Here is a 22,033-nt window from a genome sequence, read left to right as displayed (position 1 = left end):
TGCCCAGGAGGCGCGACGTGGTCGGCGGCAGTGCGCCCCGTCGTCGGAGACTCGCTCCCGACCACGACACGTGGTCGCCACCGACGAGAGAGAGCAGCACATGAGCACGAGCCCCACGACCACGACCGCAGCCGCCGACCGTACTTTCCCGCCCGTCCCCGTCCCCGTCCCCGTCCCCGTCCCCGTCCCCGTCACCGCTGCCGGGCGGGCCGACCGCGCCTCCCGGACCAGGAGGCGGTGGCTGTCGGAGGACGGGGCCGCCACGGCGGAGTACGCGATCGTGATCATGGCCGCCGTGGGCTTCGCGGGGCTCCTGGTCGTGATCATGAGGTCGGACGAGGTGCGCGGGGTCCTGAGCGACCTCGTGCGCTCGGCCTTGTCGGTCGGCTGAGACACGATGAGCAGGCTCCTCCGCGACACCGGGAGCGTCACGGCCGAGTTCGCGGTCGTCCTGCCCGCCGTCCTCGCGGTCGTCGCGCTGGCCGTCGGGGCGGTCGGGGCCTCAGCGCAGTCCGTCCGGCTGGCCGACGCCGCCGCGGTGGCCGCCCGGCAGACGGCGAGGGGAGACGTCGACTCCGTCCCGGCGACGCTGGCGGCGCTGGCGCCGGGTGCCGAGAGCAGCGCGTCGACCGAGGGCACGATCGTCTGCCTCACGGTGGCGAGGGCAGTCTCCCTCGGGCCCCTCTCCGGCGTCGTCACCCTGCGGGCCCGCAGCTGCGCGCCGGCGGCCGGCGGATGAGCGGGAGAGAAGAGACGAGGGGGAGAGAGGGGACGGCCGTAGCGGGCCGGACCGATCACGGCGACGCGGGCAGCGCCTCCGTCTTCTCGGTCTCGGCCGTCGTCGGGGTCGCGGTCCTGGCCGCGGCGGCCCTCGCGGGGACGCGGGCGCTCGCCGAGCGCAGCAGGGTGGCGGGCGCCGCGGACGCCTCCGCCCTGGCCGCCGCGGACGCCGCCGCCGGGCTGGTCACGGGTGGCGGCGGGCCGTGCTCCCTGGCAGCGTCGCTGGCTCGGGCGAACACGGTCGAGCTCTCCTCCTGCGACGTCGACGGGCTCGTCGTGACGGTCGTCGTGACGGGGTCGGCGCCCCTGCTCGGGGTCGCCGTGCGCGCCTCGGCGACGGCAGGACCGCCGCCCTCCGCAGCGCGCCGGACGGGCCCCGGGCCGTGAGCCGGTGCGCCGGAGGGTGTGTGTATGGTGTGCCTGTCGGCAGCGCACGATCCGTCGGTCCCGTGTCAGGGACGGCGGGAGGACCGCCCGCCTCCGACCACCTGACCGGTCCTCGAGACCGGGTCCAGACGTTCCCCGAAGCAAGGAGTCCCGTGCCAGGCACGAAGAAACTGGTCATCGTCGAGTCGCCCGCGAAGGCCAAGACGATCGGGCAGTACCTCGGCAGCGGCTACGAGGTGCTCGCCTCCGTCGGGCACATCCGTGACCTCGTCGAGCCCAAGAACCTGCCCCCGGAGCTCAAGAAGGGGTCGCTCGGCAAGTTCAGCGTCGACGTCGACAACGGCTTCGAGCCCTACTACGTCGTCTCCGACGCGAAGAAGAAGACGGTCTCCGAGCTCAAGCGTGCGCTCAAGGGCGCGGACGAGCTCTACCTCGCGACTGATGAGGACCGCGAGGGCGAGGCCATCGCGTGGCACCTGCTGCAGGAGCTGAAGCCCAAGGTCCCCGTCAAGAGGATGGTCTTCCACGAGATCACGAAGGACGCGATCCAGAAGGCCCAGGAGAACACCCGCGAGCTCGACACGGCTCTCGTGGACGCCCAGGAGACCCGACGCATCCTCGACCGCCTCTACGGCTACGAGGTCTCGCCGGTCCTCTGGCGCAAGGTGGGTCCGGGCCTCTCGGCCGGTCGCGTGCAGTCGGCGGCCACCCGCCTCGTCGTCGACCGCGAGCGCGAGCGGCTCGCGTTCGTCTCCGCCTCCTACTGGGACCTCACCGCCACCTTCGAGCCTGCCGCCGACGCGGTGCCCTTCTCCTCCCGCCTCGTGCGGGTCGACGGCACGAGGGTCGCGAGCGGTCGGGACTTCGACGACCGCGGCCAGCCCAAGGGGCAGGCCGTCGCGCTCGACGAGGCCTCGGCCGGGGCTCTCTCCCGTGCGCTGCAGGCGTCGGGCGTCGACATCGTCGTCTCGTCGGTCGAGTCGAAGCCCTACACGCGCCGTCCCGCCGCCCCGTTCACGACGTCGACCCTGCAGCAGGAGGCCGCCCGCAAGCTGCGCTTCTCCGCCCGCCAGACGATGAGCGTCGCCCAGTCGTTGTACGAGAACGGGCACATCACCTACATGCGCACCGACTCGCCCTCGCTCTCGCAGCAGGCGACGAACGCCGCCCGGACCCAGGCCGCCTCCCTGTACGGTGCCGACACGGTGCCCGAGAAGCCCCGCGTCTACACGGGCAAGAGCAAGAACGCCCAGGAGGCGCACGAGGCGATCCGCCCCTCCGGCGACACGTTCCGCACGCCGAGCGACATGCAGTCGACCCTGAGGGGCAACGACTGGAAGCTCTACGACCTCATCTGGAAGCGCACCGTCGCCTCGCAGATGGCCGACGCCAAGGGCTCGACGGCCTCCGTCGTCGTGACGGCGACGACGCAGACCGCCGTCGCGGGCGTGTCCGCCGAGGGCGCCGCCCGCACGGCGGCCGAGTTCGTCGCCACCGGCACCGTCATCACCTTCCGCGGCTTCCTGAACGCGTACGAGGAGGGTCGTGACGAAGACCGGCACGGCGCGGCCGACAGCGCCGAGGCCAAGCTCCCGCCGCTGACGGAGGGCCAGCAGCTCACCCTCGACGAGATCGAGGCGAAGGGGCACGACACGAGCGCGCCGCCGCGCTACACCGAGGCGAGCCTCGTCAAGACCCTGGAAGAGCTGGGGATCGGGCGCCCGTCGACGTACGCCGCCATCATGTCGACCATCGTCGACCGCGGCTACGTGACGCCCCGGGGCACGGCCCTCGTGCCGAACTGGATCGCGTTCTCCGTCGTCCGGCTGCTCGAGGAGTACTTCGGCGACCTGGTCCAGTACGACTTCACGGCCAGCATGGAGGACGACCTCGACCTCATCGCCGGCGGCGACGCCGACCGGGTCGACTGGCTCAACGGCTTCTACTTCGGCAACGACACGCACCGCGGGCTCCGCAAGGTGATCGACAACCTGGGCGAGATCGACGCGAGGGACATCAACTCCATCCCGCTCGGCGAGGGGCTCACCCTGCGCATCGGCCGCTACGGCCCCTACCTCGAGGCTCCGGGCGACGACCCCGAGACCCCCCGCCGGGTCAACGTCCCCGAGGACATGGCGCCGGACGAGCTGACGCCGGCCCGCGCCCGCGAGCTCATCGACGCTCCCGTCATCGGCGACCGCGTCGTCGGGGTCAACCCCGAGTCCGGCAAGGAGGTGCTCGCCAAGGACGGCCGTTTCGGTCCGTACGTGACGGAGCGCACCCCGGAGGAGATCGCTGCGGACCCCGCCACCGGCGAGGTCGTCGAGGCGGGGACCGCCGCCGCCACCGCAACGCCTACCGCCACGGACGGCGCCGCGACCAAGAAGGCGCCGGCCAAGAAGGCGCCGGCGAAGAAGGCCGCGCCCAAGGAGCGGACGGCGTCGCTGTTCAAGAGCATGAGCGTCGACACCATCGACCTCGGGACCGCTCTCGCGCTGCTCGACCTGCCGCGGACGGTCGGCGTCGACCCCGAGACGGGCGACGAGATCCAGGCGCAGAACGGCCGCTACGGCCCGTACCTCAAGAAGGGCACGGACACCCGGTCGCTCACCAGCGAGGACCAGATCTTCGAGATCGACCTGCCCGGCGCCCTCGAGCTCTACGCCCAGCCCAAGTACGGGGCGAAGCGCGCCAGCAGCGCCCTCGCCGAGTTCGAGGCCGACCCGGTCAGCGGCAAGCCGATCAAGATCAAGGACGGCCGTTTCGGGGCCTACGTGACGGACGGCGAGACGAACGCCACCATCCCCCGAGGGGAGACCGTCGAGGAGGTCGACTTCGAGCGCGCGATCCAGCTGCTCGCCGACAAGCGCGCCAAGGGCCCGGCCAAGAAGCCGGCCGCGAAGAAGCCCGCTGCCAAGAAGCCGGCTGCCAAGAAGCCGGCTGCCGCGAAGCCGGCTGCCAAGAAGCCTGCGGTCGCGAAGAAGCCCGCTGCCGCGAAGCCGGCTGCTGCCGGGGCCGCTGCCGCGAAGCCGGCTGCCGTCAAGAAGCCGGCTGCCGCGAGGAAGCCCGCCGCCGCGAAGGCCACTGCCACGGCGGCGGCCACGGACGGCGACGCGCCGGAGGCCTCGTAGTGGCCGGTCTGTTCATCACCCTCGAGGGCGGCGACGGATCGGGCAAGACCACGCAGGCGGCCCTGCTCGAGGAGTGGCTCGGCGAGCAGGGGCGCAGCGTCGTGCGCACCCGGGAGCCGGGCGGCACCGACCTGGGCCTCGAGCTGCGGCAGATCGTGCTGCACCGCAGGGGGCACATCGCTCCGCGCGCCGAGGCGCTGCTCTACGCCGCGGACCGCGCACACCACGTGGAGACGCTCGTGCGTCCGGCCCTCGACCGCGGCGAGGTCGTCCTGCAGGACAGGTACGTCGACTCGTCCGTCGCCTACCAGGGCGCCGGCCGGGTCCTCGGCGGCGACGAGGTCCGCGAGCTGTCGACCTGGGCGACCGGCGGGCTGACGCCCGACCTGACCGTGCTGCTCGACCTCGACCCCCGGGTCGGCCGTTCGCGACTCGACGCAGCCGAGAAGTCGTACGACCGGCTCGAGTCCGAGGCCGAGGCGTTCCACGGCCGTGTCCGGGACGCCTACCTCGAGATCGCCCGCGCCGAGCCCGCGAGGTTCGTCGTGGTCGACGCCACGCTGCCCGTCGCCGACGTCGCGGCGACGGTGCGGGCCAGGGTCGCCGACCTCCTGACCGCGCCGTGAGCGGCGAGCGATGAGCAGCTGGGACGGCCTCACCGGTCAGGCCGACGCCGTCGAGCTGCTGAAGGCGGCGGCGTCGGCCGACCCGTCCCGCTCGGCGATGACGCACTCGTGGCTGATCACCGGCCCGCCCGGTTCCGGCCGTTCCAACCTCGCCTACGCCTTCGCGACCGCGTTGCTGTCCCGGGGCCACGACGACGAGGCGACGAGCCGCCAGGTCGACGCCCGGTCGCACCCCGACCTGGCCGTGCTCAGCACGGAGCGGATCATCATCACCATCGACGAGGTGCGGTCGCTGGTCGCGTCGTCCCAGTTCTCTCCCTCGGTCGGCCGCTACCGCGTCGTCGTCATCGAGGACGCCGACCGGATGACCGAGCGCACCAGCAACCTGCTGCTGAAGGCCCTCGAGGAGCCGCCGCCCCGCACGGTGTGGATCCTCTGCGCCCCGAGCGAGGCCGACCTCATCCCCACGATCCGGTCCCGCGTCCGCAGCATCCGCCTCCGGACGCCGAGCGTGGCCGACGTGGCCGCCCTGCTCGAGCGTCGCGACGGCATCGACCACGAGACGGCCGTCACGGCGGCCCGTGAGGCGCAGAGCCACATCGGCATGGCGCTCCGTCTCGCGACGGACGAGGAGGCGCGCGAGCGCCGGCGACGGACGCTCGAGACCGCTCTGGCCATCCGCAGCGTGTCCGACGCGGTGAACGCGGCGACCACGATGCTCGCCGTCGCCGGGGACGACGCCAAGGCCATCACCGAGCAGCGTGACGCCCAGGAGCGCGCGAGCGCCCTCCGGTCGCTCGGCGTCGAGCCGGGCGGGACCGTGCCCCCTGCACTCCGCAGCCAGCTCCGCGCGCTGGAGGACGACCAGAAGCGCCGGGCGACCCGGAGCCTCCGCGACGGCATCGACCGCATCCTCGTCGACCTGCTCTCGCTGTACCGCGACGTCCTCCTGCTGCACCTCGGAGTCGCGGAGGAGCCCATCAACCAGGCGGTCGGTGGCCGGCTCGACGAGGCGACCGCGGCCTCGACGCCGGCGAGCACGCTCGCGGTCATGGACGCGATCGCCGTCGCACGTCGACGGATCGAGTCGAACGTGGCCCCGGCGCTGGCGCTCGAGGCCATGCTGGTGGCCGTCAGCCGACACGCGGTCAGGTGAGGCAAGATGGCGGCATGACCGACCCGACTGCCGCCCCGGGCCTGCGTGAGCGCAAGCGCCTGGCCACCCGACGGGCCATCCAGCTCTCCGTCCTCGACCTGATCGGCGAGGAGGGACTCGAGGCCGTCACCGTCGACATGATCAGCCGCCGCGCCGACGTGTCGCCCCGCACGTTCTTCAACTACTTCACGTCGAAGGAGGAGGCGGTCGTCGGCGACCTGCCCGACCTGCCCGAGGGGGAGTCCCTCGACCGGTTCCTGGGGGCGCACGACGAGCCGATCATCGACGGCCTCATCCGCCTCCTCGACGAGGCCGTCGTGACCGCGACCTTCGACCGCGACCTGGTGCAGCGCCGGCGGATGGTGCTGCGCAGCCACCCCGACCTGCTCGCCCGCCGGATCGCCTCCACCCGCGTGCTCGAGGAGCGCCTCACCGGCATCGTCGCGCGCCGGCTGGCCACGGCTCCCGGCCGTGCGGACGACGCCACGGAGGAGTCGGACCTGAGCAGCGCCCACCTGCTCACGCTCGTGGCGATCGCCGCGCTCCGGCACGCCTGGGGCGAGTGGATCGACGACGACGACGCCGACCACGCGACCGACCACCGCTACGGCCTGCGGGCACGCATGGAGGGGTCGTTCGCCGAGCTCGGCCGCGTCGTGACGCGACAGGTCTGAGAATCCGCTACAGTTGGTGATCGTGCCGCGAGGCACGGGTTCTCGATCTGATCGAGATCCGCCGCTTTAGCTCAGTCGGCAGAGCGTCTCACTCGTAATGAGAAGGTCTGGGGTTCGATTCCCCAAAGCGGCTCCCACGAAGGCCCGGTCCGTCAGGATCGGGCCTTCCGCCGTCCTCAGCGTCCCCGGACGCCCCTCCTCCGCAGCCCCGCCGACCAGCCTGACTGGTAGACAGGTCGCATGAGCATCCGATGGGGAATCCTCGGCGCCGGCGGCATCGCCGACACCTTCGTGAACGACCTGGCCGCCGCAGGCATCGCCGTCGCGGCCGTCGGGTCGCGTGACGCCGACAAGGCCAAGCGCTTCGCGGAAGACCACGGCATCACGACCGCGCACGGCAGCTACGACGACCTCGTGGCCGATCCTGAGGTCGACGCGGTGTACGTCGCGACGCCGCACGTGTTCCACGAACAGAACGCCCTCCTCGCCATCCGGGCGGGCAAGCACGTCCTCGTCGAGAAGCCCTTCACCGTCAGCGCCGACGAGGCGGGGCGCGTGCTGGCCGCCGCTCGTGAGGCCGGCGTCGTGGCCCTCGAGGCGATGTGGACCCGGTACCTGCCGCAGCAGGCGCGCCTCCGTGAGGTCGTCCGCAGCGGCGTGATCGGCGAGCCGCGCCTCCTCACGGCATCCCACATGCAGTCGCTGCCGACCGACCCGCAGCACCGCCTCAACGACCCGGCCCTCGGCGGCGGCGCCCTGCTCGACCTCGGGGTCTACCCGGTCTCGTTCGCCCACGACCTGCTCGGGCCGGTCGAGGCCGTCGCGGCCACGGCCGTGCTCAGCGACCAGGGCGTCGACAGACGCACCGGGATCACGCTGCGCCACGCGAACGGAGCGACGTCGAACCTGTTCTGCGCGCTCGACACCGCGGGCCGCAACGACGCCGTCCTGCACGGCAGCGCGGGCCGCATCGAGATCGACCACACCTTCTACGCGCCCGGCGGGTTCACCGTCCTCGACGCCGACGGCGAGGTCGTCGAGCGGTTCGACTCGGACGAGGGCGACCTCCGCGGGATGCAGCACCAGGCGCTCGAGCTGGCCCGCCTGGCCGAGGCCGGCGAGCTCGAGAGCCCGGCGCTCACCTCCGACGGGATCGTCGCCGTGATGGCCACCATGGACGAGGTCCGCCGCCAGGTCGGCGTGCAGTACCCCGAGCGCTGAGCCGGCCGGCCTGGCGGGCTCGCTGAGCCGGCCCGCGAGGTCCGGAGCCGAGGAGGCGCGGACGCGGCCCCCGGAGGAGGCACGCGTTTCGTAGGATGTCCTCGATGAGCGAGCAGGACGCGACCCCCGACGACCGCCCCTCCGACGACGTCACCCCTGAGGTACGTGCGGAGGCGGCCGAGACGCGGGCCGAGGACACGGACGTGACCGCAGGGGGAGGCCGGACGCGAGACGTGCGCGCGTCGGCCGCGCGCCTCCTGCGGGAGCACCCCCGCACCTCGCTGGTCACCGCTGGCGTCCTCGCGTTCGCCCTGCTCGGCGGCGGTGCGGTCGCCGCCGGCGCCGCGACCGCCCCCGATGCTCCCGTCGCGTCGGGTGCCCTGTCCGGAGCGGACCGCGACGGCAGCAGCGAACCTGCCGACGTCGTCACGGTCACGCCCGACCCCACCGAGGCGCCCGACCCCCAGCGGGTCACGCCTTCGGTCGTGCCCCCCGCGACCAAGCTGCGCACCTGCTCGGTCGCCGCCGCCGCCTCCGACCCACGTCTCGCCCAGTTCGAGGGATCGGTCGTCAACGCCGCGACGGGCGAGGTCCTCTTCGACCGGAACGGGTCGACCCCGGCCCGGACCGGCAGCGTGCTCAAGACCCTGACGAGCGCCGTCGCGCTCGCGGTCCTGGGCGGTGACCACCGTCTGACGACCACGGTCACGGGCGACCCGGGCAGCGGGACGATCGCCCTCGTGGGCGGCGGCGACGCGACCCTCAGCGCGACGGGCCGCAGCGTGTACTCCGGCGCGCCGACGCTCAGCGACCTCGCGGGGCAGGTGGCCGCCTCCCTCGGCGGTCAGCCGGTCTCGCAGATCACGCTCGACGCCACCTGGTGGAGCCAGGCCGACAAGTGGGACCCGTCGTGGAAGCGCACCGAGCAGACCATCGGGTACCACAGCGAGGTCACCGCGTTGATGGTCGACGGCGACCGGGCCGACCCCTCCGCGGTCACGAGCCCCCGCAGCACCGACCCGGTCGGCCGGGCCGGCGACGCCTTCCGGTCCGCGCTCGTCGCCGCGGGCGTCTCGGGGGCGGCATCGGCGTCGATCTCGCAGGGCACCGCGAGCAGCGCGACGGTGCTGGGCTCGGTGCAGTCGCAGCCGGTCTCGACCCTCATCGGCCAGATGCTGCCGAACTCGGACAACACGCTGGCCGAGATGCTCGCGCGGGCCTCGTCGCGGGAGTCGGGTGCGGACGGGTCCGCCGCCTCCTTGACGGCCCTGTACCGGTCGGCGCTGAGCGGCACCTACGGGCTGGACGCGTCCGTCGTGACGATCGTCGACGGCTCGGGGCTCAGTGAGGACAACGCGGTGCCGTCGACCTTCGTGGCCCGCCTGATGATCCAGGTGCGTGACCGCGCCCACGGTCTCGGGGCCGTCTACGACGCCCTGCCGATCTCGGGCCGGACCGGGACGCTCGCGTCGCGCTTCACCGGCTCGAACGCCGCCGCGCGCGGTGCCGTCCACGCCAAGACCGGCTGGATCGACACGGCGTACACGCTCGCCGGCTCGATCGACTCGGCCGACGGGACGCCGCTGACCTTCGCGTTCTACGCCATCGGCCCGGTGAAGGACAACGCCCGCAGCGCCCTCGACACCCTCACGGCGTCGGTGTGGCGCTGCGGGAACTCGCTCGCGAACGGCTGACCGGGACGGCCCGGCACCGCACCGCACCGCATCGGCACCAGCACAGCACCAGGCCACAGAGGGAGGATGGGAGCATGACCACCGCGCTCTTCGTCATCGACGTCCAGAACGACTTCACCGAGGGAGGCGCCCTCGCCGTCACCGGGGGCGCAGGCGTCGCCGCCCGGGTGACGGAGCGCCTCCGGGGCGACCGGGCCCGCTGGGACGTCGTCGTCGCCAGCCGGGACTGGCACGACGACCGGGGCGACAACGGCGGCCACTTCTCGGCCGAGCCGGACTACGTGGACACCTGGCCGCCGCACTGCGTCCGCGGCACGGCGGGCGCCGAGTACCACCCCGACCTCGACGCCTCGCTCGTCGACGAGCACGTGCGCAAGGGCACGGGCAGCCCGGCCTACTCGATCTTCGAGGCCGCCACCGAGCAGGGCGAGTCGCTGGTCGAGCTCGTGGCCCGGCACGGCGTCACCGACGTCGACGTCGTGGGCCTGGCCACCGACCACTGCGTCCGCGCCTCCGCGCTCGACGCGGCGCGGGCCGGGCTCCGCGTGAGGGTCCTCACCGACCTCGTCGCCGGCGTCGCCGAGGGGCCGAGTGCGGCCGCCCTCGACGAGCTGCGCGCGGCCGGCGTCGAGACGGTGCGCTCGTGAGCGCCGCCGACGAGGCTCGCGTCCTCGCCGCCGTGCCCGCTGGCCTCCACGTCGACGGGGCCTGGGCGCCGGCGACCGCGGGCCGCACCTTCGACGTGCGCGACCCGTCGACCGGCGACGTGATCGCGACGGTCGCCGACGGCGACGCGTCCGACGGGCTCCGCGCCCTCGACGCCGCCGTCGCCGCGCAGGCGGCCTGGGCGGCGACGCCTCCCCGCACCCGCTCCGACATCCTGCGGCGGGCCTTCGACCTGCTTCGCGAGCGCGCCGACGACCTCGCGCTGCTCATGACGCTCGAGATGGGCAAGCCGCTCGCCGAGTCGCGCGGCGAGGTGGCGTACGGCTCGGAGTTCGTCCGCTGGGCCAGCGAGGAGGCGGTGCGCGTCTCGGGCCGCTACGGCACGAACCCGGAGGGGACCGGCCGGACCGTGGTGCTGAAGCGCCCCGTGGGCCCGTGCCTGCTCATCACCCCCTGGAACTTCCCCCTCGCGATGGCGACGCGCAAGATCGCGCCCGCCCTCGCGGCCGGCTGCACCGTGGTCGTGAAGCCCGCCGACCTCACGCCGCTCACGACGCTCGCCCTCGTCGGGATCCTCGCCGAGGCCGGGGTGCCGCACGGCGTGGTGAACGTGGTGACGACGACCTCGGCCGGCGACGTCTGCGAGCCCCTCATCCGCGACCCGCGCCTCCGCAAGCTCAGCTTCACGGGGTCGACGCCGGTCGGCTCGACCCTGCTCGCCCAGGCGTCCGAGCGCGTGCTCCGCACGTCGATGGAGCTCGGCGGCAACGCGCCGTTCCTCGTCTTCGACGACGCGGACCTCGACGCGGCCGTCGAGGGCGCCCTGCTGGCCAAGTTCCGCAACGTCGGGCAGGCCTGCACCGCGGCCAACCGGTTCCTCGTGCACGAGGCGGTCGCGGACGAGTTCGTCCGCCGCGTGACCGAGCGCGTCGCGGCGATGACGCTCGGCCGCGGCACCGACGACGGCGTCGACGTCGGCCCCCTGATCGACGACCGCGCGGTCGAGAAGGCGGAGCGCCTCGTCGGGGACGCCGTCGCCCGCGGCGCCGTCGTGCGGACGGGCGGCGCGCGCGTCGACGGCACGGGCACGTTCTACGAGGCGACCGTCCTCGACGGGGTGCGGCCGGGCAGCGAGCTGCTCACGACGGAGATCTTCGGCCCCGTGCTGGCCGTCTCGACCTTCGCCGACGAGGAGGAGGCAGTGCGGCTGGCGAACGACACCGAGTTCGGCCTCGTGGCCTACGCGTTCACCCGCGACCTCGCCCGCGGGCAGCGACTGGCCGAGACGCTCGAGACCGGGATGCTCGGCCTCAACGTCGGCGTCGTCTCGAACGCCTCCGCCCCGTTCGGCGGCGTCAAGGCGTCCGGCCTCGGCCGCGAGGGCGGCCTGGAGGGCATCCAGGAGTACCTGGAGACCGTGTACCTGATGACCCCCGACCCCTTCGCCGCATGAGTGCCCCGGTCCCGCAGCAGTCCGAGCGAGCCCCGGAGCCGCAGCAGTCCCGCCTCCGGGTCGGCATCGTCGGCTACGGCCTCGCCGGCCGGGTGTTCCACGCGCCGCTCGTGGCCGCCGACGACTCGTACGACCTCGTCGCCGTGGTCACGCGCGACTCGGACCGCGCCGACCAGGCCAGGACGTCCCACCCCGGAGTCGAGATCGTCCCGCGCGCGGGCGACCTCGACGAGCTCGGCCTCGACCTGGTGGTCGTCGCGACGCCGAACGCGACGCACGCCGACGTGGCCGCGGACGCCCTGCGGGCCGGGTCCGCGGTCGTCGTCGACAAGCCCGTCGCGACCACCGCCTCCTCGGCTCGTCAGCTGATCGAGCTCGCCGAGTCGCTCGGTCGGTCGCTGACGGTGTACCAGAACCGTCGCTGGGACGGCGACTACCTCACGGCCTCGCGCCTGGTGCGGGACGGCGCGCTCGGCGACGTCCACACCTTCGAGTCGCGCTTCGAGCCGTGGAAGACCGCGAACCGCGCGGGCTGGAAGTCGGAGGCGACGGCTGCCGAGGGCGGCGGGATCCTGCTCGACCTCGGACCGCACCTCGTCGACCAGGCCCTGCACCTGTTCGGCCCGGTCGTCGACGTGCACGCGGAGATCGCGCGGCGACGCCCGTCGGGAGCCGCCGACGACGACGTGTTCGTGTCCCTCCGTCACGAGGGCGGTGTCCGGTCGCGGCTCTGGATGAGCCACGTCGCGGCGCAGCCCGGCCCGCGCCTCCGCGTGCTCGGCACGGCCAGGGCCTACGTCGTCGACGGGCTCGACCCGCAGGAGGCGCAGCTCGCGTCGGGCACGTCGCCCCGTGACCCCGGGTACGGTCGCGTCCCCGACGAGCGACACGGCCTCGTCGGCATCGGAGCGGAGGCCCGGCCCGAGCCGACCGACCGAGGCCGTTACCCGCTGTTCTACGAGCAGCTCGCCCGTGCCCTCCGCGGGGCGGGCCCGCTGCCGGTCGACCCGCGCGATGCCCTGGCGGCTCTCGAGGTCATCGAGGCGGCACGGGAGTCGGCCGGCGGGGCCTGACACCGGCCCGGGGCGGGTCAGAGGCGCGTGTCCCAGTCGACGCGGGCGAGCACCGCGGCGGCGTCGACGTCGGCCAGGCTGCCGGGCGACCAGCGCGGCGACCTGTCCTTGTCGACCACCCGGGCGCGGATCCCCTCGACGAGGTCGGGGGAGTCGGCCAGGGCGGTGACGAGCCCCAGCTCCTGGCCGAGCACGGCCTCGAGGTCGGGCAGGCCGCGTGCCCGGCGCTGGGCGGCCAGGGTGAGCACGACGGAGGTGGGCGAGGCCGCCTCGAGGTCGTCGGCCGCCCGGCCGGCCGCGACGACCCCGTCGCGCTCGAGCTCGCGCAGCCGGGCGAGCACCTGCCGTGCGTCGTCGCCCCGGTACGCGTCGTCGATCCAGCTGCGCTCGGCGGCGAGGGGCGCCGGGGGAGGCTCGACGGCGAGGGCCCGGACGGCGTCGGGGCCGCCCGTCGCGAGCGCGTCCAGCACGAGGTCGCTGCCGGCCTCGCCCTCCTCGGCGACGAGGACGTCGGCGAACCGAGTGAGCAGCGCGTCGGAGGCGGTCATCGCGACACCGGTCAGCGCCAGGTGGGTGCCCAGCTCGCCGGGCGCCCTCGAGAGCAGGTAGCTGCCGCCCGCGTCGGGCGTCAGGCCGATCAGCGTCTCCGGCATGCCGACGCGGCTGCGCGGCGTCACGACCCTCAGGGACACGTGGCCGCCGAGCCCGACGCCGGCGCCCATGGCGATGCCGTCGAGGTACGAGACGACCGGACGGTCCCACCGGGCCAGCCGCAGCGCGCCCCGGTACTCCCTACGCCACATCGCCACGCTGCGGGCAGGGTCCGCCGTCGCGTCGCGGTGGATCACGGTGATGTCGCCGCCGGCGCAGAAGCCCCGGGGGCCGGCTCCGCGCAGCAGCAGGGCCTCGACCACGTCGTCGTCCTGCCAGGCGTCGAGGGCGCGCTCCACCAGGCCGAGCATGCCCTCGGTCACCGCGTTGATCTTGCCGGGCCGGTTCAGCGTGACGACCCCCACGCCCCGGTCGACGTGGAACAGGACCTCGGGCTCGCGGGCGTCGTCGCTCATCGGGCCAGGCTAGGCGACCCGGCCTCCCGGCGGGCCTACGGGGCCACGGCCCCATGACCCCGTGACCCCACGAACCCACGGCTCCGCGCCCCACGACCCCGCAGGCAGGGATCAGACGAGCAGCTGGTGCTTCGCGAGGTCCTTGTAGAGCGGCGTGCTCTCGACCAGCTCGGAGTGCGTGCCGACGCCGACGACCCGTCCGTCGTCGACGACGACGATCTGGTCGCTGTCCACGACCGTCGAGAGCCGGTGCGCGATCACGATCAGGGTGCGACCCTCGGCGACGGCGTCGATGGCCTCCCGGAGGCGCTGCTCGTTGAGCCCGTCGAGGCTCGACGTCGACTCGTCGAGCAGCAGCAGCGGGGGAGCCGAGAGCAGCGTGCGCGCGATCGCGAGGCGCTGGCGTTCGCCGCCCGAGAGCAGCACGCCGTCCTCGCCGACCTGGGCGTCGAGGCCGAGCTCGCCGCGCTCGAGCACGGCGGTGAGGTTGACCGCCTCGAGCACCCGGCGGCAGTCGTCGTCGGTGGCCTCGGGCGAGCCGAGGGTGAGGTTGTCGCGCAGGGTGCCCGCCAGGACCGCGGCGTCCTGTTCGACGTAGCCGATCTGCGCGCGCAGGTCGACGCGGTCGAGCGCGCGGACGTCCACCCCGCCGAGACGGACGACGCCGGAGGTGGGGTCGTAGAAGCGCTCGATGAGGGCGAGGATGGTGCTCTTGCCGGCTCCGGACGGGCCGACCAGGGCGGTGCGCTTGCCCACGGGAGCCGAGAACGAGACGCCGCGGAGCACGGTGAGGTCGTCGTCCGAGGCCGCGCGCGCCTCCTTCGCGGCTGCCGTGCCGTCGACGGCCGGGGGCGAGTCGGGGTAGCGGAAGTGCACGTCGTCGAAGCGGATCGCGGCGTCGGTCTCGACCCTGGCGTCGCCGCCGAGGCCCGCGGCGACGACGTCGTCGCCCTCCGTCTCGCGCGGCAGGTCGAGGATCTCCTGGATGCGGCCGAGCGCCCCGAGCGCCTGGTTGACGCTGAGGACGGCGCCCATGGCCTGGCCGAGCGGCATGATCATCAGGAAGAGGAACAGGATGAACGACACGAGCGAGGCGATGTCGATCGTGCCGTTCGCGACGCGGAAGCCGCCGACGCCCAGCACGACGAGGAACGACGCCTGCAGCGCGACGGAGGCGATGGGCACGACGAGCGCCGAGATGCGCGCGACCTCGAGGCCCCGCCGGTAGGCGCCCTCGGCGTCGGCCTGGACGCCGGTGATCTCCCGTTCCGTCGCGCCGCTCGCGCGGATCGTCCGCACCGAGCTGATCGACCTCTCGACGGCGGCGGTCAGGTCGCCGACCTTCTCCTGTGCGCGCCGGCTGGCGACGCGGATGCGGCCCGAGAGCAGCACGACGACCGTCACCGAGACGGCGACCACGAGCACGGTGAGGCCGAGCAGGACGGGGTCGATCAGGAACATGCCGACCAGGGCGCCGACGAAGGTCAGGGAGCCGCCGATCGCCTCGACGAGGCCCTGGGTCAGCACGGCCCGCAGCAGGGTCGTGTCGCTGCCGACGCGCGACACGAGGTCGCCCGTGCGTCGACGGTCGAACTCGCTGACCGGCAGGTGCAGCAGGCTCGCCACGAGCCGGCGGCGGCTCGAGAGCACGACGCCCTCGCCGGTGCGCTGCAGCAGGTAGTGCTGGAACCCGCTCAGCAGGCCGGCGACGACGACCAGGGCGACGAGCGCCCAGACGAGCCGGCCGAGCGTCTCGCCCTGCTGCACGAGCGTGATGACCTGGCTGACGAGGAGGGGCTGGCCGAGCGAGGCGGCGGCGCCCAGCACGCTGAGCACGATGATGACGACCATCACCTTCTTGTGCTCGAAGAGGTACGGCAGCAGCTGGCGGAACGTCGCGCGGGGCCCGTCCGCCTCTCGGCGGCCCGTCCGACCTGCCCGTCCTCGTCGAGCGGGCGCGGGGGCAGGTGTGGGGGACGACGCGGATCGAGTGCTCGGGTCGGAGCGGCTCGTGTCGGAGCTCATGGTGCCTCTCGGGGAAGGTCGCGGCGGATCGCCGGGACCACGGTACTTCGTCCCGTCCCGAGCCACCTGCGCCTCCGCTGGGACGGCGCGCGGTCCCGGCGGCCTGCGCCGGGACCGCTGCCGCTCAGCCCGCGGCGTCGTACTCCACGTGCTTCGTCTCGCGGCTGAGCAGCAGCGCGACGAGCGTGAGCACGGCCATCGACGAGAGGTACAGGCCCACGAGCCAGGTGCTGCCGCCGGCTGCCTGCCAGAGGGCGACCGCGATGAACGGGGCGACGGCCGCGCCGAGGATGCTGGCGACGTTGTAGCTGATGGCCGAGCCGGTGTAGCGCACGCTCGTCGGGAACAGCTCGGGCAGCACCGCGCCCATCGGGCCGAAGGTGAGCCCCATCAGCGTGAACCCGACGATCAGCAGGCCCTGGGCCCCGACCGCGCCGGCGGAGAAGAACGGGGCGAACAGGAACCCGAACACGAGGATCGCGCTCGTCACGACGATGAGCAGGGCACGTCGGCCGAACCGCTCGGCCAGCGGGCCCGACACCAGGGTGAAGATGCCGAAGAAGACACAGCCGAAGATGAGCATCAGCAGGAACTGCGTGCGGTCGATCCCCAGCCCCGGAGCCTCGCCCGACGCCTCCGCGGTGCCGTACGTCAGCGTGAACGTCGTCATCAGGTAGAAGAGCGTGTACGTCGCCAGCATGATGAACGTGCCGAGGATCAGCGGGCGCCAGCTCGTCGTGAAGACGCGGGCGAGCGGCAGCTTCGCGACGTTGCCCGAGTCGACCACGGCCTGGAACGCCGGGGTCTCGATGAGCTTGAAGCGCACGTACAGACCGATGATCACGAGCAGGGCGCTCGCGAGGAACGGCACGCGCCAGCCCCAGCTGAGGAACTGCTCGTCGGTCAGGTTCGCGTTGAGGACGATGAACACGAGGTTGGCGATGATGAAGCCGATCGGGGCGCCCAGCTGCGGGAACGTCCCCCAGATCGCCCGTCGGCCGGCGGGGGCGTTCTCGGTCGCGAGCAACGCGGCGCCGCTCCACTCCCCGCCGAGCCCCAGGCCCTGGCAGAAGCGCAGCACGACCAGGCAGGCGGGCCCGGCGACTGCCCAGCCCGGCGTCGTGCCGGCGGGGATGCAGCCGATCAGCACGGTCGCGACGCCCATGGTCAGCAGCGAGGCGACGAGGGTGCCCTTGCGGCCGATGCGGTCGCCGAAGTGGCCGAACACGATCGAGCCGACGGGGCGCGCGATGAAGGCGACCCCGAAGACCGCGAACGAGGCGAGCCTCGCGACGGCCGGGTCGTCGTTCGCGAAGAAGATCGTGGGGAACACGAGCACGGCGGCGGTCGCGTAGACGTAGAAGTCGTAGAACTCGATGGAGGTGCCCACGAGGCTCGCGAGGACTACGCGCGAGCGCTTGTTGACGGGCGGGGAGGCGGACGTCGACGGCGCGACGGCGTTGCGGGACATGGGGACTCCGGGGCAGCAGGAGGGGACGAGGGGAGGCGGCCTCGACGACGTCCGGTGCCAGATGGGCTCGACGGGGTCGGAGGCGGAGAAGTGGCCCCGGGTGGTGGACGGGGCGCGCGGTGCCGTGGTGCGGAGGTGCAGGGGCCGCTCGTGACAGCCGTCGTCCATCTTACGTGCCGCCGGTGCCGCCCGTGCCGCCGGTGCCGCCGGTCGCGCCGACGCCGACCGAGGTGCTGCCGCGGCGGGTCAGGCGTCGCCGTGCAGCTGCCCGGGCAGCTCGTGGCCCATGCGGTCGCGCTTCGTGTCGAGGTAGCCCTCGTTGAAGGCCCCCACGCCGACGACGAGGGGCACGGACTCGAGCACCTCGATCCCGTGCTCCACGAGCTGGCGGCGCTTCTCGGGGTTGTTGCTGAGCAGCCGGACCGACGTGACGCCGAGGTCGCGCAGCATGTCGGCGGCGGCGCCGTACTGACGGGAGTCGGCGGGCAGGCCGAGCGCCAGGTTGGCGTCGAGGGTGTCGAGGCCGTCCTCCTGCAGCCGGTAGGCGCGCAGCTTGTTGATGAGCCCGATGCCTCGGCCCTCGTGGCCGCGCAGGTAGACGACGACCCCGCCGTGGTCGCGGATCGTGTCGAGGGCGGCGTCGAGCTGGGGGCCGCACTCGCACTTGAGCGAGCCGAAGGCCTCGCCGGTCAGGCACTCGGAGTGGACCCGCACGAGCGCCCCGTCGGAGGGGGCGGCGCCGTCGGGCCCGGAGGCGACGATCGCGATGTGGTCGGCACCGGTCTCGACGTCGGAGTAGGCGCGCATCCGGAACGTGCCGTGCGAGGTGGGGACGGTGGTCTCGACCTCGAAGGTCACGTGCGAGACGCGGGGGGAGTCGGGGGAGTGGGCGTCGGTCATGGGGTGCTCCGGGTGTCGTCGCGGGCCACGACCAGCAGGTCGGTGCCGAGCAGGGTGACGTCGGCGACGCGGAGGCGTCGCTGGTCGTCGATCGTGGCGACGCCGAGGTCGTCGAGCGCGGTGAGCGCGCCGCCGATCAGCGTCGGGGCGAGGTACACGAGGTAGTCGTCGACGAGGCCGGCGCGGACGAAGGCGCTGGCCACGGTCGGGCCGCCCTCGACGAGCACGCTGCGGAAGCCGAGCCGCCAGAGGGCGCCGAGCGCTGCCTCGGGGTCGTGGCCCCCGAGCTGCACGAGCTCTCGAGGGTGGCTCCGGAGGCGGGCCCCGGCAGGGACGGGACGGTCACCCACGACCACCGGCACGGGCTGGTCGGCGAGCAGCTCGCCGCCGTCGCCCCGCGCCGTGAGGCTCGGGTCGTCGGCGAACACGGTGCCGGTGCCCACGAGGATCGCGTCGTGGTCGGCGCGCACCTCGTGCACGTGCTGCCGCGCGGCGGCGCCGGTGATCCAGCGGCTCGTGCCGTCCGCGGCCGCGGCGCGACCGTCGAGGCTCGAGGCCCACTTCACGGTCACGAACGGCCGGTGGTGCCGAGCCGGGACCAGCCACCGGCGCACGAGCTCCGTCGCCTCGTCGACGAGGAGGCCTCGCTCGACCGCGACGCCTGCCTCGAGGAGGCGGGCGCCGCCTCCCGAGGACTGCTCGCCCGGGTCGTCGACGGCGTACACGACGCGCGCCACGCCCGCGGCGATCAGGGCGGTGCTGCACGGCCCGGTCCGGCCGGTGTGGTCGCACGGCTCGAGGGTGACGACGGCGGTGAGACCGGCGGCTCCGGCGTCCCCGAGCTCCGCCAGGGCGTCGATCTCGGCGTGCGGCGTTCCCGCGCCGCGGTGCCAGCCCTCCGCCGCGGTGCTGCCGTCCGGTCGGAGGAGCACGCAGCCCACCTGGGGGTTGGCGCCCCGGGCAGGGCCGCGAGCCGCCAGCTCGAGCGCACGCCGCATGGCGGCCTCGACGACGAGGTCGTCGGGGCCGTCCGACGGCGCGGGCGCGGTGTTCGGGTCGGTCACGAGTCCTCCGGGAGACGGGGCGTGCCCGGCGTCTGCGGGCCTCTGTGGTCAACGTCGTCGACCCGCGGCCATTCCCGGGAGCGGTCGCGGTCGTGTCGACCGGCCTCGGCGTCGGCGGCATCGGCGGTGTGGTCCCGGGCGGCCCCGCCGGAGAGGTCGGGCCAGCCCTGCTTCGGGAGGCGGTCGTCGCCGGGGCGCAGCCGCGCCTTCCAGCAGAGGGGCCGTGCGCCGTCGCGGCCGGGGTGCATGCCCGGCCCGGCGCCCGTGTAGGTGAAGCCGCAGCGGCGCGCGACGGCGGCGGAGGCGTCGTTCCCGACGTAGCCCTCCCAGTGCAGCTGGTCGAGGCCGGCCTCGCCCAGAGCCCAGTCGGCGACGAGACGCACCGCCGCGGTCATCAGGCCGCGGCCGCGGGCCTCCGGCGCCGTCCAGAACCCGATGTCGCGGGTGCCGAGCCGGACGCTCACGACTCCGAGCAGCAGCGACGAGCCCGGGCCGCGCAGGCCCCAGGTGGCCTCGCGTCCCGTCACCCAGCCGTGGTCGACGATGCGCTCGAGGAAGAACGCCGCGTCCGACCGCGCGTAGGGCGCAGGGACGGTCGTGAAGCGCTGCAGCACCGGGTCCTGGCAGGCGTCGACGATGGCCTCGACGTCGGCCGGGCCCGGCACCTCCAGACGGACGGCCGGCGACTCGAGCACGAACGGCTGCACGGTCAGGCCCTGCGGACGAACCCGATGCGGTCGTACACGGTGTCGAGCGTCGCCTGGGCGATGGCGTCGGCGCGCTCGGCGTTGCCGGCGAGCACGCGGTCGAGCTCGGCCGGGTCGTCGAGCAGCTCGAGCGTCCGGGCACGGATCGGGGTGAAGGTCTCGACGACGACCTCGGCCACGTCCTTCTTGAGGTCGCCGTAGCCGCGCCCCTCGTACTGCTGCTCGAGCGCGCCGACGGTCGTGCCGGAGAAGGCGGAGAGGATGGTCAACAGGTTGGACACGCCGGCCTTGGCCCCGCGGTCGAAACGGATCTCGCGCTCCGTGTCGGTGACGGCCGACTTGATCTTCTTCGCCGTGCGCGACGGCTCGTCCAGCATCCAGACGATGCCGGAGTCGGTCGCGGCCGACTTGCTCATCTTCGACTCGGGCGTCTGCAGGTCGTAGATGCGGGCGGTCTCCTTGAGGATGGCCGCCTCGGGCACGACGAAGGTCTGGCCGTACCGGGAGTTGAAGCGCCCCGCCAGGTCGCGGGTGAGCTCGACGTGCTGGCGCTGGTCGTCCCCGACCGGCACGGACTCGGCCTGGTAGAGCAGGATGTCGGCCGCCATGAGCGTCGGGTAGGCGAAGAGGCCGAGGGTGGCCGCGTCGGCGCCCTGCTTGGCCGACTTGTCCTTGAACTGGGTCATCCGACTGGCCTCGCCGAAGCCCGTCAGCGTGTTCAGCACCCAGGCCAGCTGCGCGTGCGCGGGCACGTGCGACTGGATGAAGAGCGTCGACTTCTCGGGGTCGATGCCCGCGGCGATGTACTGGGCGGCGGTGCGGCGGGTCTGCTCGCGGAGCGTCGCAGGATCTTGCGGGACGGTGATGGCGTGCATGTCGACCACGCAGAACAGGGCGTCGTGGCTGGACTGCAGCTCACGCCACTGCAGCAGCGCGCCGACGTAGTTGCCGACGTGCAGGGAGTCGGAGGTCGGCTGCATGCCGGAGAAGAGGCGGGGCCGGGCGGCGGCCGGGGCGGAGGTGCTGGTCATGGCGTCCTAGGGGGAGAGAGCCGGGGAGGAGGCCCGGCGTCGGCGGTGCGGGGTCAGATGTCGTAGTCGACGACGACGGGCGCGTGGTCGGACCAGCGCTTGTCGTAGGAGGCGGCCCGGTCGACGACGAGGCCGGAGGCGCGCTCGGCGAGGGCGGGCGTCGCCACGTGGTAGTCGATGCGCCAGCCGGTGTCGTTGTCGAAGGCCTGGCCGCGCCACGACCACCACGAGTAGGGCCCCTCGACCTCGCCGGCCAGGCGGCGGCCGACGTCGACCCAGCCGAGGCCCGTGCCGCCCTCGCCGTCGGCGGTCTCGACGGGCTCGCCCTCGGGCCCGAAGAACCGGTCGAAGTAGGCGCGCTCGCGCGGCAGGAAGCCGGCGCGCTTGACGTTGCCCTTCCAGTTCTTGATGTCGAGCTCGCGGTGCCCGACGTTGAGGTCGCCCGTGACGACGGCGAGCTCGGAGTGCGCGGCGAGCTGGGGCAGCCGCTCGCTCATCGCGTCGAGGAACTTCCACTTCTCGTCCTGCTTGTCGGTGCCGACCTCGCCCGAGTGCACGTAGGTGCTCACGACCGTGACGATCGTGCCGTCGACGTCGTAGTCGGCCTCGATCCACCGGCCGGCGCTGTCGAAGTCGTCGGGGCCGAGCTCGACGCGGTGGATGCGGGCGGCGCCCCGGGAGGCGATCGCCACGCCCGCGCGGCCCTTGGCCGTGGCGGGGTGGTGCAGCACGTTCCACTCGGGGCCGAGCAGGCCCTCGAGGTCGTCGGTCGAGGCCCGCACCTCTTGCAGGGTGAGGACGTCGACGTCACGGTCGGCCAGCCACTCGCCCATGCCCTTGCGGTACGCGGCACGGATGCCGTTGACGTTGACCGAGGCGAGACGCAGACGAGAACCCATGCCAGAGA

The 22,033-nt window shown here is 73.7% G+C and carries 19 protein-coding genes, 1 tRNA gene and 1 pseudogene; 13 read left to right on the top strand and 8 right to left on the bottom strand.

The window, feature by feature from the left end; all coding sequences use genetic code 11:
• The first annotated feature begins 100 nt into the window (after nucleotides 1–100).
• From IFT77_RS17145 to IFT77_RS04575, 13 genes are all read left to right on the top strand, one after another.
• The gene (locus IFT77_RS17145; RefSeq protein WP_192169313.1) at nucleotides 101–391 is read left to right on the top strand and encodes a DUF4244 domain-containing protein; all 291 of its coding nucleotides are present in this window, start codon (nucleotides 101–103) and stop codon (nucleotides 389–391) included.
• A 6-nt stretch (nucleotides 392–397) separates the two neighbouring features.
• Entirely contained in the window at nucleotides 398–739 is a 342-nt protein-coding gene (locus IFT77_RS04630; protein WP_192042117.1) for a TadE family type IV pilus minor pilin, read from the top strand.
• Nucleotides 736–1,167: an Rv3654c family TadE-like protein gene (locus IFT77_RS04625; RefSeq protein ID WP_192169312.1), complete on the top strand. Its 432-nt coding sequence runs from the start codon at nucleotides 736–738 to the stop codon at nucleotides 1,165–1,167. The genes IFT77_RS04630 and IFT77_RS04625 overlap by 4 nt, the downstream gene beginning before the upstream one ends.
• Before the next feature lie 152 nt (nucleotides 1,168–1,319).
• Nucleotides 1,320–4,298 carry a type I DNA topoisomerase gene (gene topA / locus IFT77_RS04620; protein WP_192169311.1) on the top strand — a complete coding sequence of 993 codons (2,979 nt, stop codon included), beginning with the start codon at nucleotides 1,320–1,322 and terminating at the stop codon, nucleotides 4,296–4,298.
• A complete protein-coding gene (gene tmk, locus IFT77_RS04615; RefSeq protein ID WP_192042114.1) occupies nucleotides 4,298–4,924 on the top strand; it encodes a dTMP kinase in 627 nt (208 codons plus the stop codon). The genes topA and tmk overlap by 1 nt, the downstream gene beginning before the upstream one ends.
• A gap of 10 nt (nucleotides 4,925–4,934) precedes the next feature.
• On the top strand, nucleotides 4,935–6,080 hold the full coding sequence (locus IFT77_RS04610) for a DNA polymerase III subunit delta' (RefSeq protein WP_192042113.1): 1,146 nt from the start codon (nucleotides 4,935–4,937) through the stop codon (nucleotides 6,078–6,080).
• 14 nt (nucleotides 6,081–6,094) lie between these two features.
• Nucleotides 6,095–6,754, top strand: coding sequence for a TetR/AcrR family transcriptional regulator (locus tag IFT77_RS04605; protein ID WP_192042112.1), 660 nt, complete (start codon nucleotides 6,095–6,097; stop codon nucleotides 6,752–6,754).
• A 60-nt stretch (nucleotides 6,755–6,814) separates the two neighbouring features.
• A tRNA-Thr gene (locus IFT77_RS04600) sits at nucleotides 6,815–6,887 on the top strand.
• A 107-nt stretch (nucleotides 6,888–6,994) separates the two neighbouring features.
• Nucleotides 6,995–7,975, top strand: a complete 981-nt coding sequence (locus tag IFT77_RS04595; protein ID WP_192042111.1) for a Gfo/Idh/MocA family protein — start codon at nucleotides 6,995–6,997, stop codon at nucleotides 7,973–7,975.
• A 104-nt stretch (nucleotides 7,976–8,079) separates the two neighbouring features.
• Complete coding sequence (gene dacB / locus IFT77_RS04590) at nucleotides 8,080–9,669, top strand: D-alanyl-D-alanine carboxypeptidase/D-alanyl-D-alanine-endopeptidase (protein ID WP_192169310.1); 1,590 nt, start codon at nucleotides 8,080–8,082, stop codon at nucleotides 9,667–9,669.
• 74 nt (nucleotides 9,670–9,743) lie between these two features.
• On the top strand, nucleotides 9,744–10,316 hold the full coding sequence (locus tag IFT77_RS04585) for an isochorismatase family protein (protein WP_192042109.1): 573 nt from the start codon (nucleotides 9,744–9,746) through the stop codon (nucleotides 10,314–10,316).
• Nucleotides 10,313–11,788: an aldehyde dehydrogenase family protein gene (locus IFT77_RS04580; protein ID WP_192042108.1), complete on the top strand. Its 1,476-nt coding sequence runs from the start codon at nucleotides 10,313–10,315 to the stop codon at nucleotides 11,786–11,788. The genes IFT77_RS04585 and IFT77_RS04580 overlap by 4 nt, the downstream gene beginning before the upstream one ends.
• Nucleotides 11,785–12,861, top strand: a complete 1,077-nt coding sequence (locus IFT77_RS04575) for a Gfo/Idh/MocA family oxidoreductase (protein ID WP_192169309.1) — start codon at nucleotides 11,785–11,787, stop codon at nucleotides 12,859–12,861. Before IFT77_RS04580 ends, IFT77_RS04575 begins: the two co-directional genes overlap by 4 nt.
• 17 nt (nucleotides 12,862–12,878) lie before the next feature.
• On the opposite strand, the gene IFT77_RS04570 is transcribed toward IFT77_RS04575, so the two are convergent.
• From IFT77_RS04570 to IFT77_RS04535, 8 genes and pseudogenes are all read right to left on the bottom strand, one after another.
• Nucleotides 12,879–13,928, bottom strand: coding sequence for a 3-hydroxyisobutyryl-CoA hydrolase (locus IFT77_RS04570; RefSeq protein WP_192169308.1), 1,050 nt, complete (start codon nucleotides 13,926–13,928; stop codon nucleotides 12,879–12,881).
• Nucleotides 13,929–14,039: 111 nt separating this feature from the next.
• Nucleotides 14,040–15,953 (bottom strand): ABC transporter ATP-binding protein, encoded by a 1,914-nt coding sequence (locus IFT77_RS04565; RefSeq protein WP_192169307.1) that lies wholly within the window; start codon nucleotides 15,951–15,953, stop codon nucleotides 14,040–14,042.
• A 124-nt stretch (nucleotides 15,954–16,077) separates the two neighbouring features.
• Complete coding sequence (locus IFT77_RS04560) at nucleotides 16,078–17,424, bottom strand: MFS transporter (RefSeq protein WP_192042104.1); 1,347 nt, start codon at nucleotides 17,422–17,424, stop codon at nucleotides 16,078–16,080.
• A 246-nt stretch (nucleotides 17,425–17,670) separates the two neighbouring features.
• A pseudogene (gene ribA, locus IFT77_RS04555) lies at nucleotides 17,671–18,297 on the bottom strand (GTP cyclohydrolase II); the annotation flags it as partial.
• 23 nt (nucleotides 18,298–18,320) lie between these two features.
• Nucleotides 18,321–19,322, bottom strand: coding sequence for a bifunctional diaminohydroxyphosphoribosylaminopyrimidine deaminase/5-amino-6-(5-phosphoribosylamino)uracil reductase RibD (gene ribD, locus IFT77_RS04550; protein WP_192169508.1), 1,002 nt, complete (start codon nucleotides 19,320–19,322; stop codon nucleotides 18,321–18,323).
• Between the two features lie 62 nt (nucleotides 19,323–19,384).
• A complete protein-coding gene (locus IFT77_RS04545) occupies nucleotides 19,385–20,095 on the bottom strand; it encodes a GNAT family N-acetyltransferase (protein WP_192169305.1) in 711 nt (236 codons plus the stop codon).
• A gap of 2 nt (nucleotides 20,096–20,097) precedes the next feature.
• A complete protein-coding gene (trpS, locus tag IFT77_RS04540; RefSeq protein ID WP_192042101.1) occupies nucleotides 20,098–21,126 on the bottom strand; it encodes a tryptophan--tRNA ligase in 1,029 nt (342 codons plus the stop codon).
• Nucleotides 21,127–21,179: 53 nt separating this feature from the next.
• Complete coding sequence (locus IFT77_RS04535) at nucleotides 21,180–22,025, bottom strand: exodeoxyribonuclease III (RefSeq protein ID WP_192169304.1); 846 nt, start codon at nucleotides 22,023–22,025, stop codon at nucleotides 21,180–21,182.
• Between the last annotated feature and the right edge of the window lie 8 nt (nucleotides 22,026–22,033).

Origin of the sequence: Frigoribacterium sp. CFBP 13729 (assembly GCF_014841875.1) — a bacterium.
Classification (GTDB): Bacteria; Actinomycetota; Actinomycetes; order Actinomycetales; family Microbacteriaceae; genus Frigoribacterium.
The sequence above is the reverse complement of the archived record's forward strand: the minus strand, read 5'-3'. Positions and strand labels throughout refer to the sequence as shown.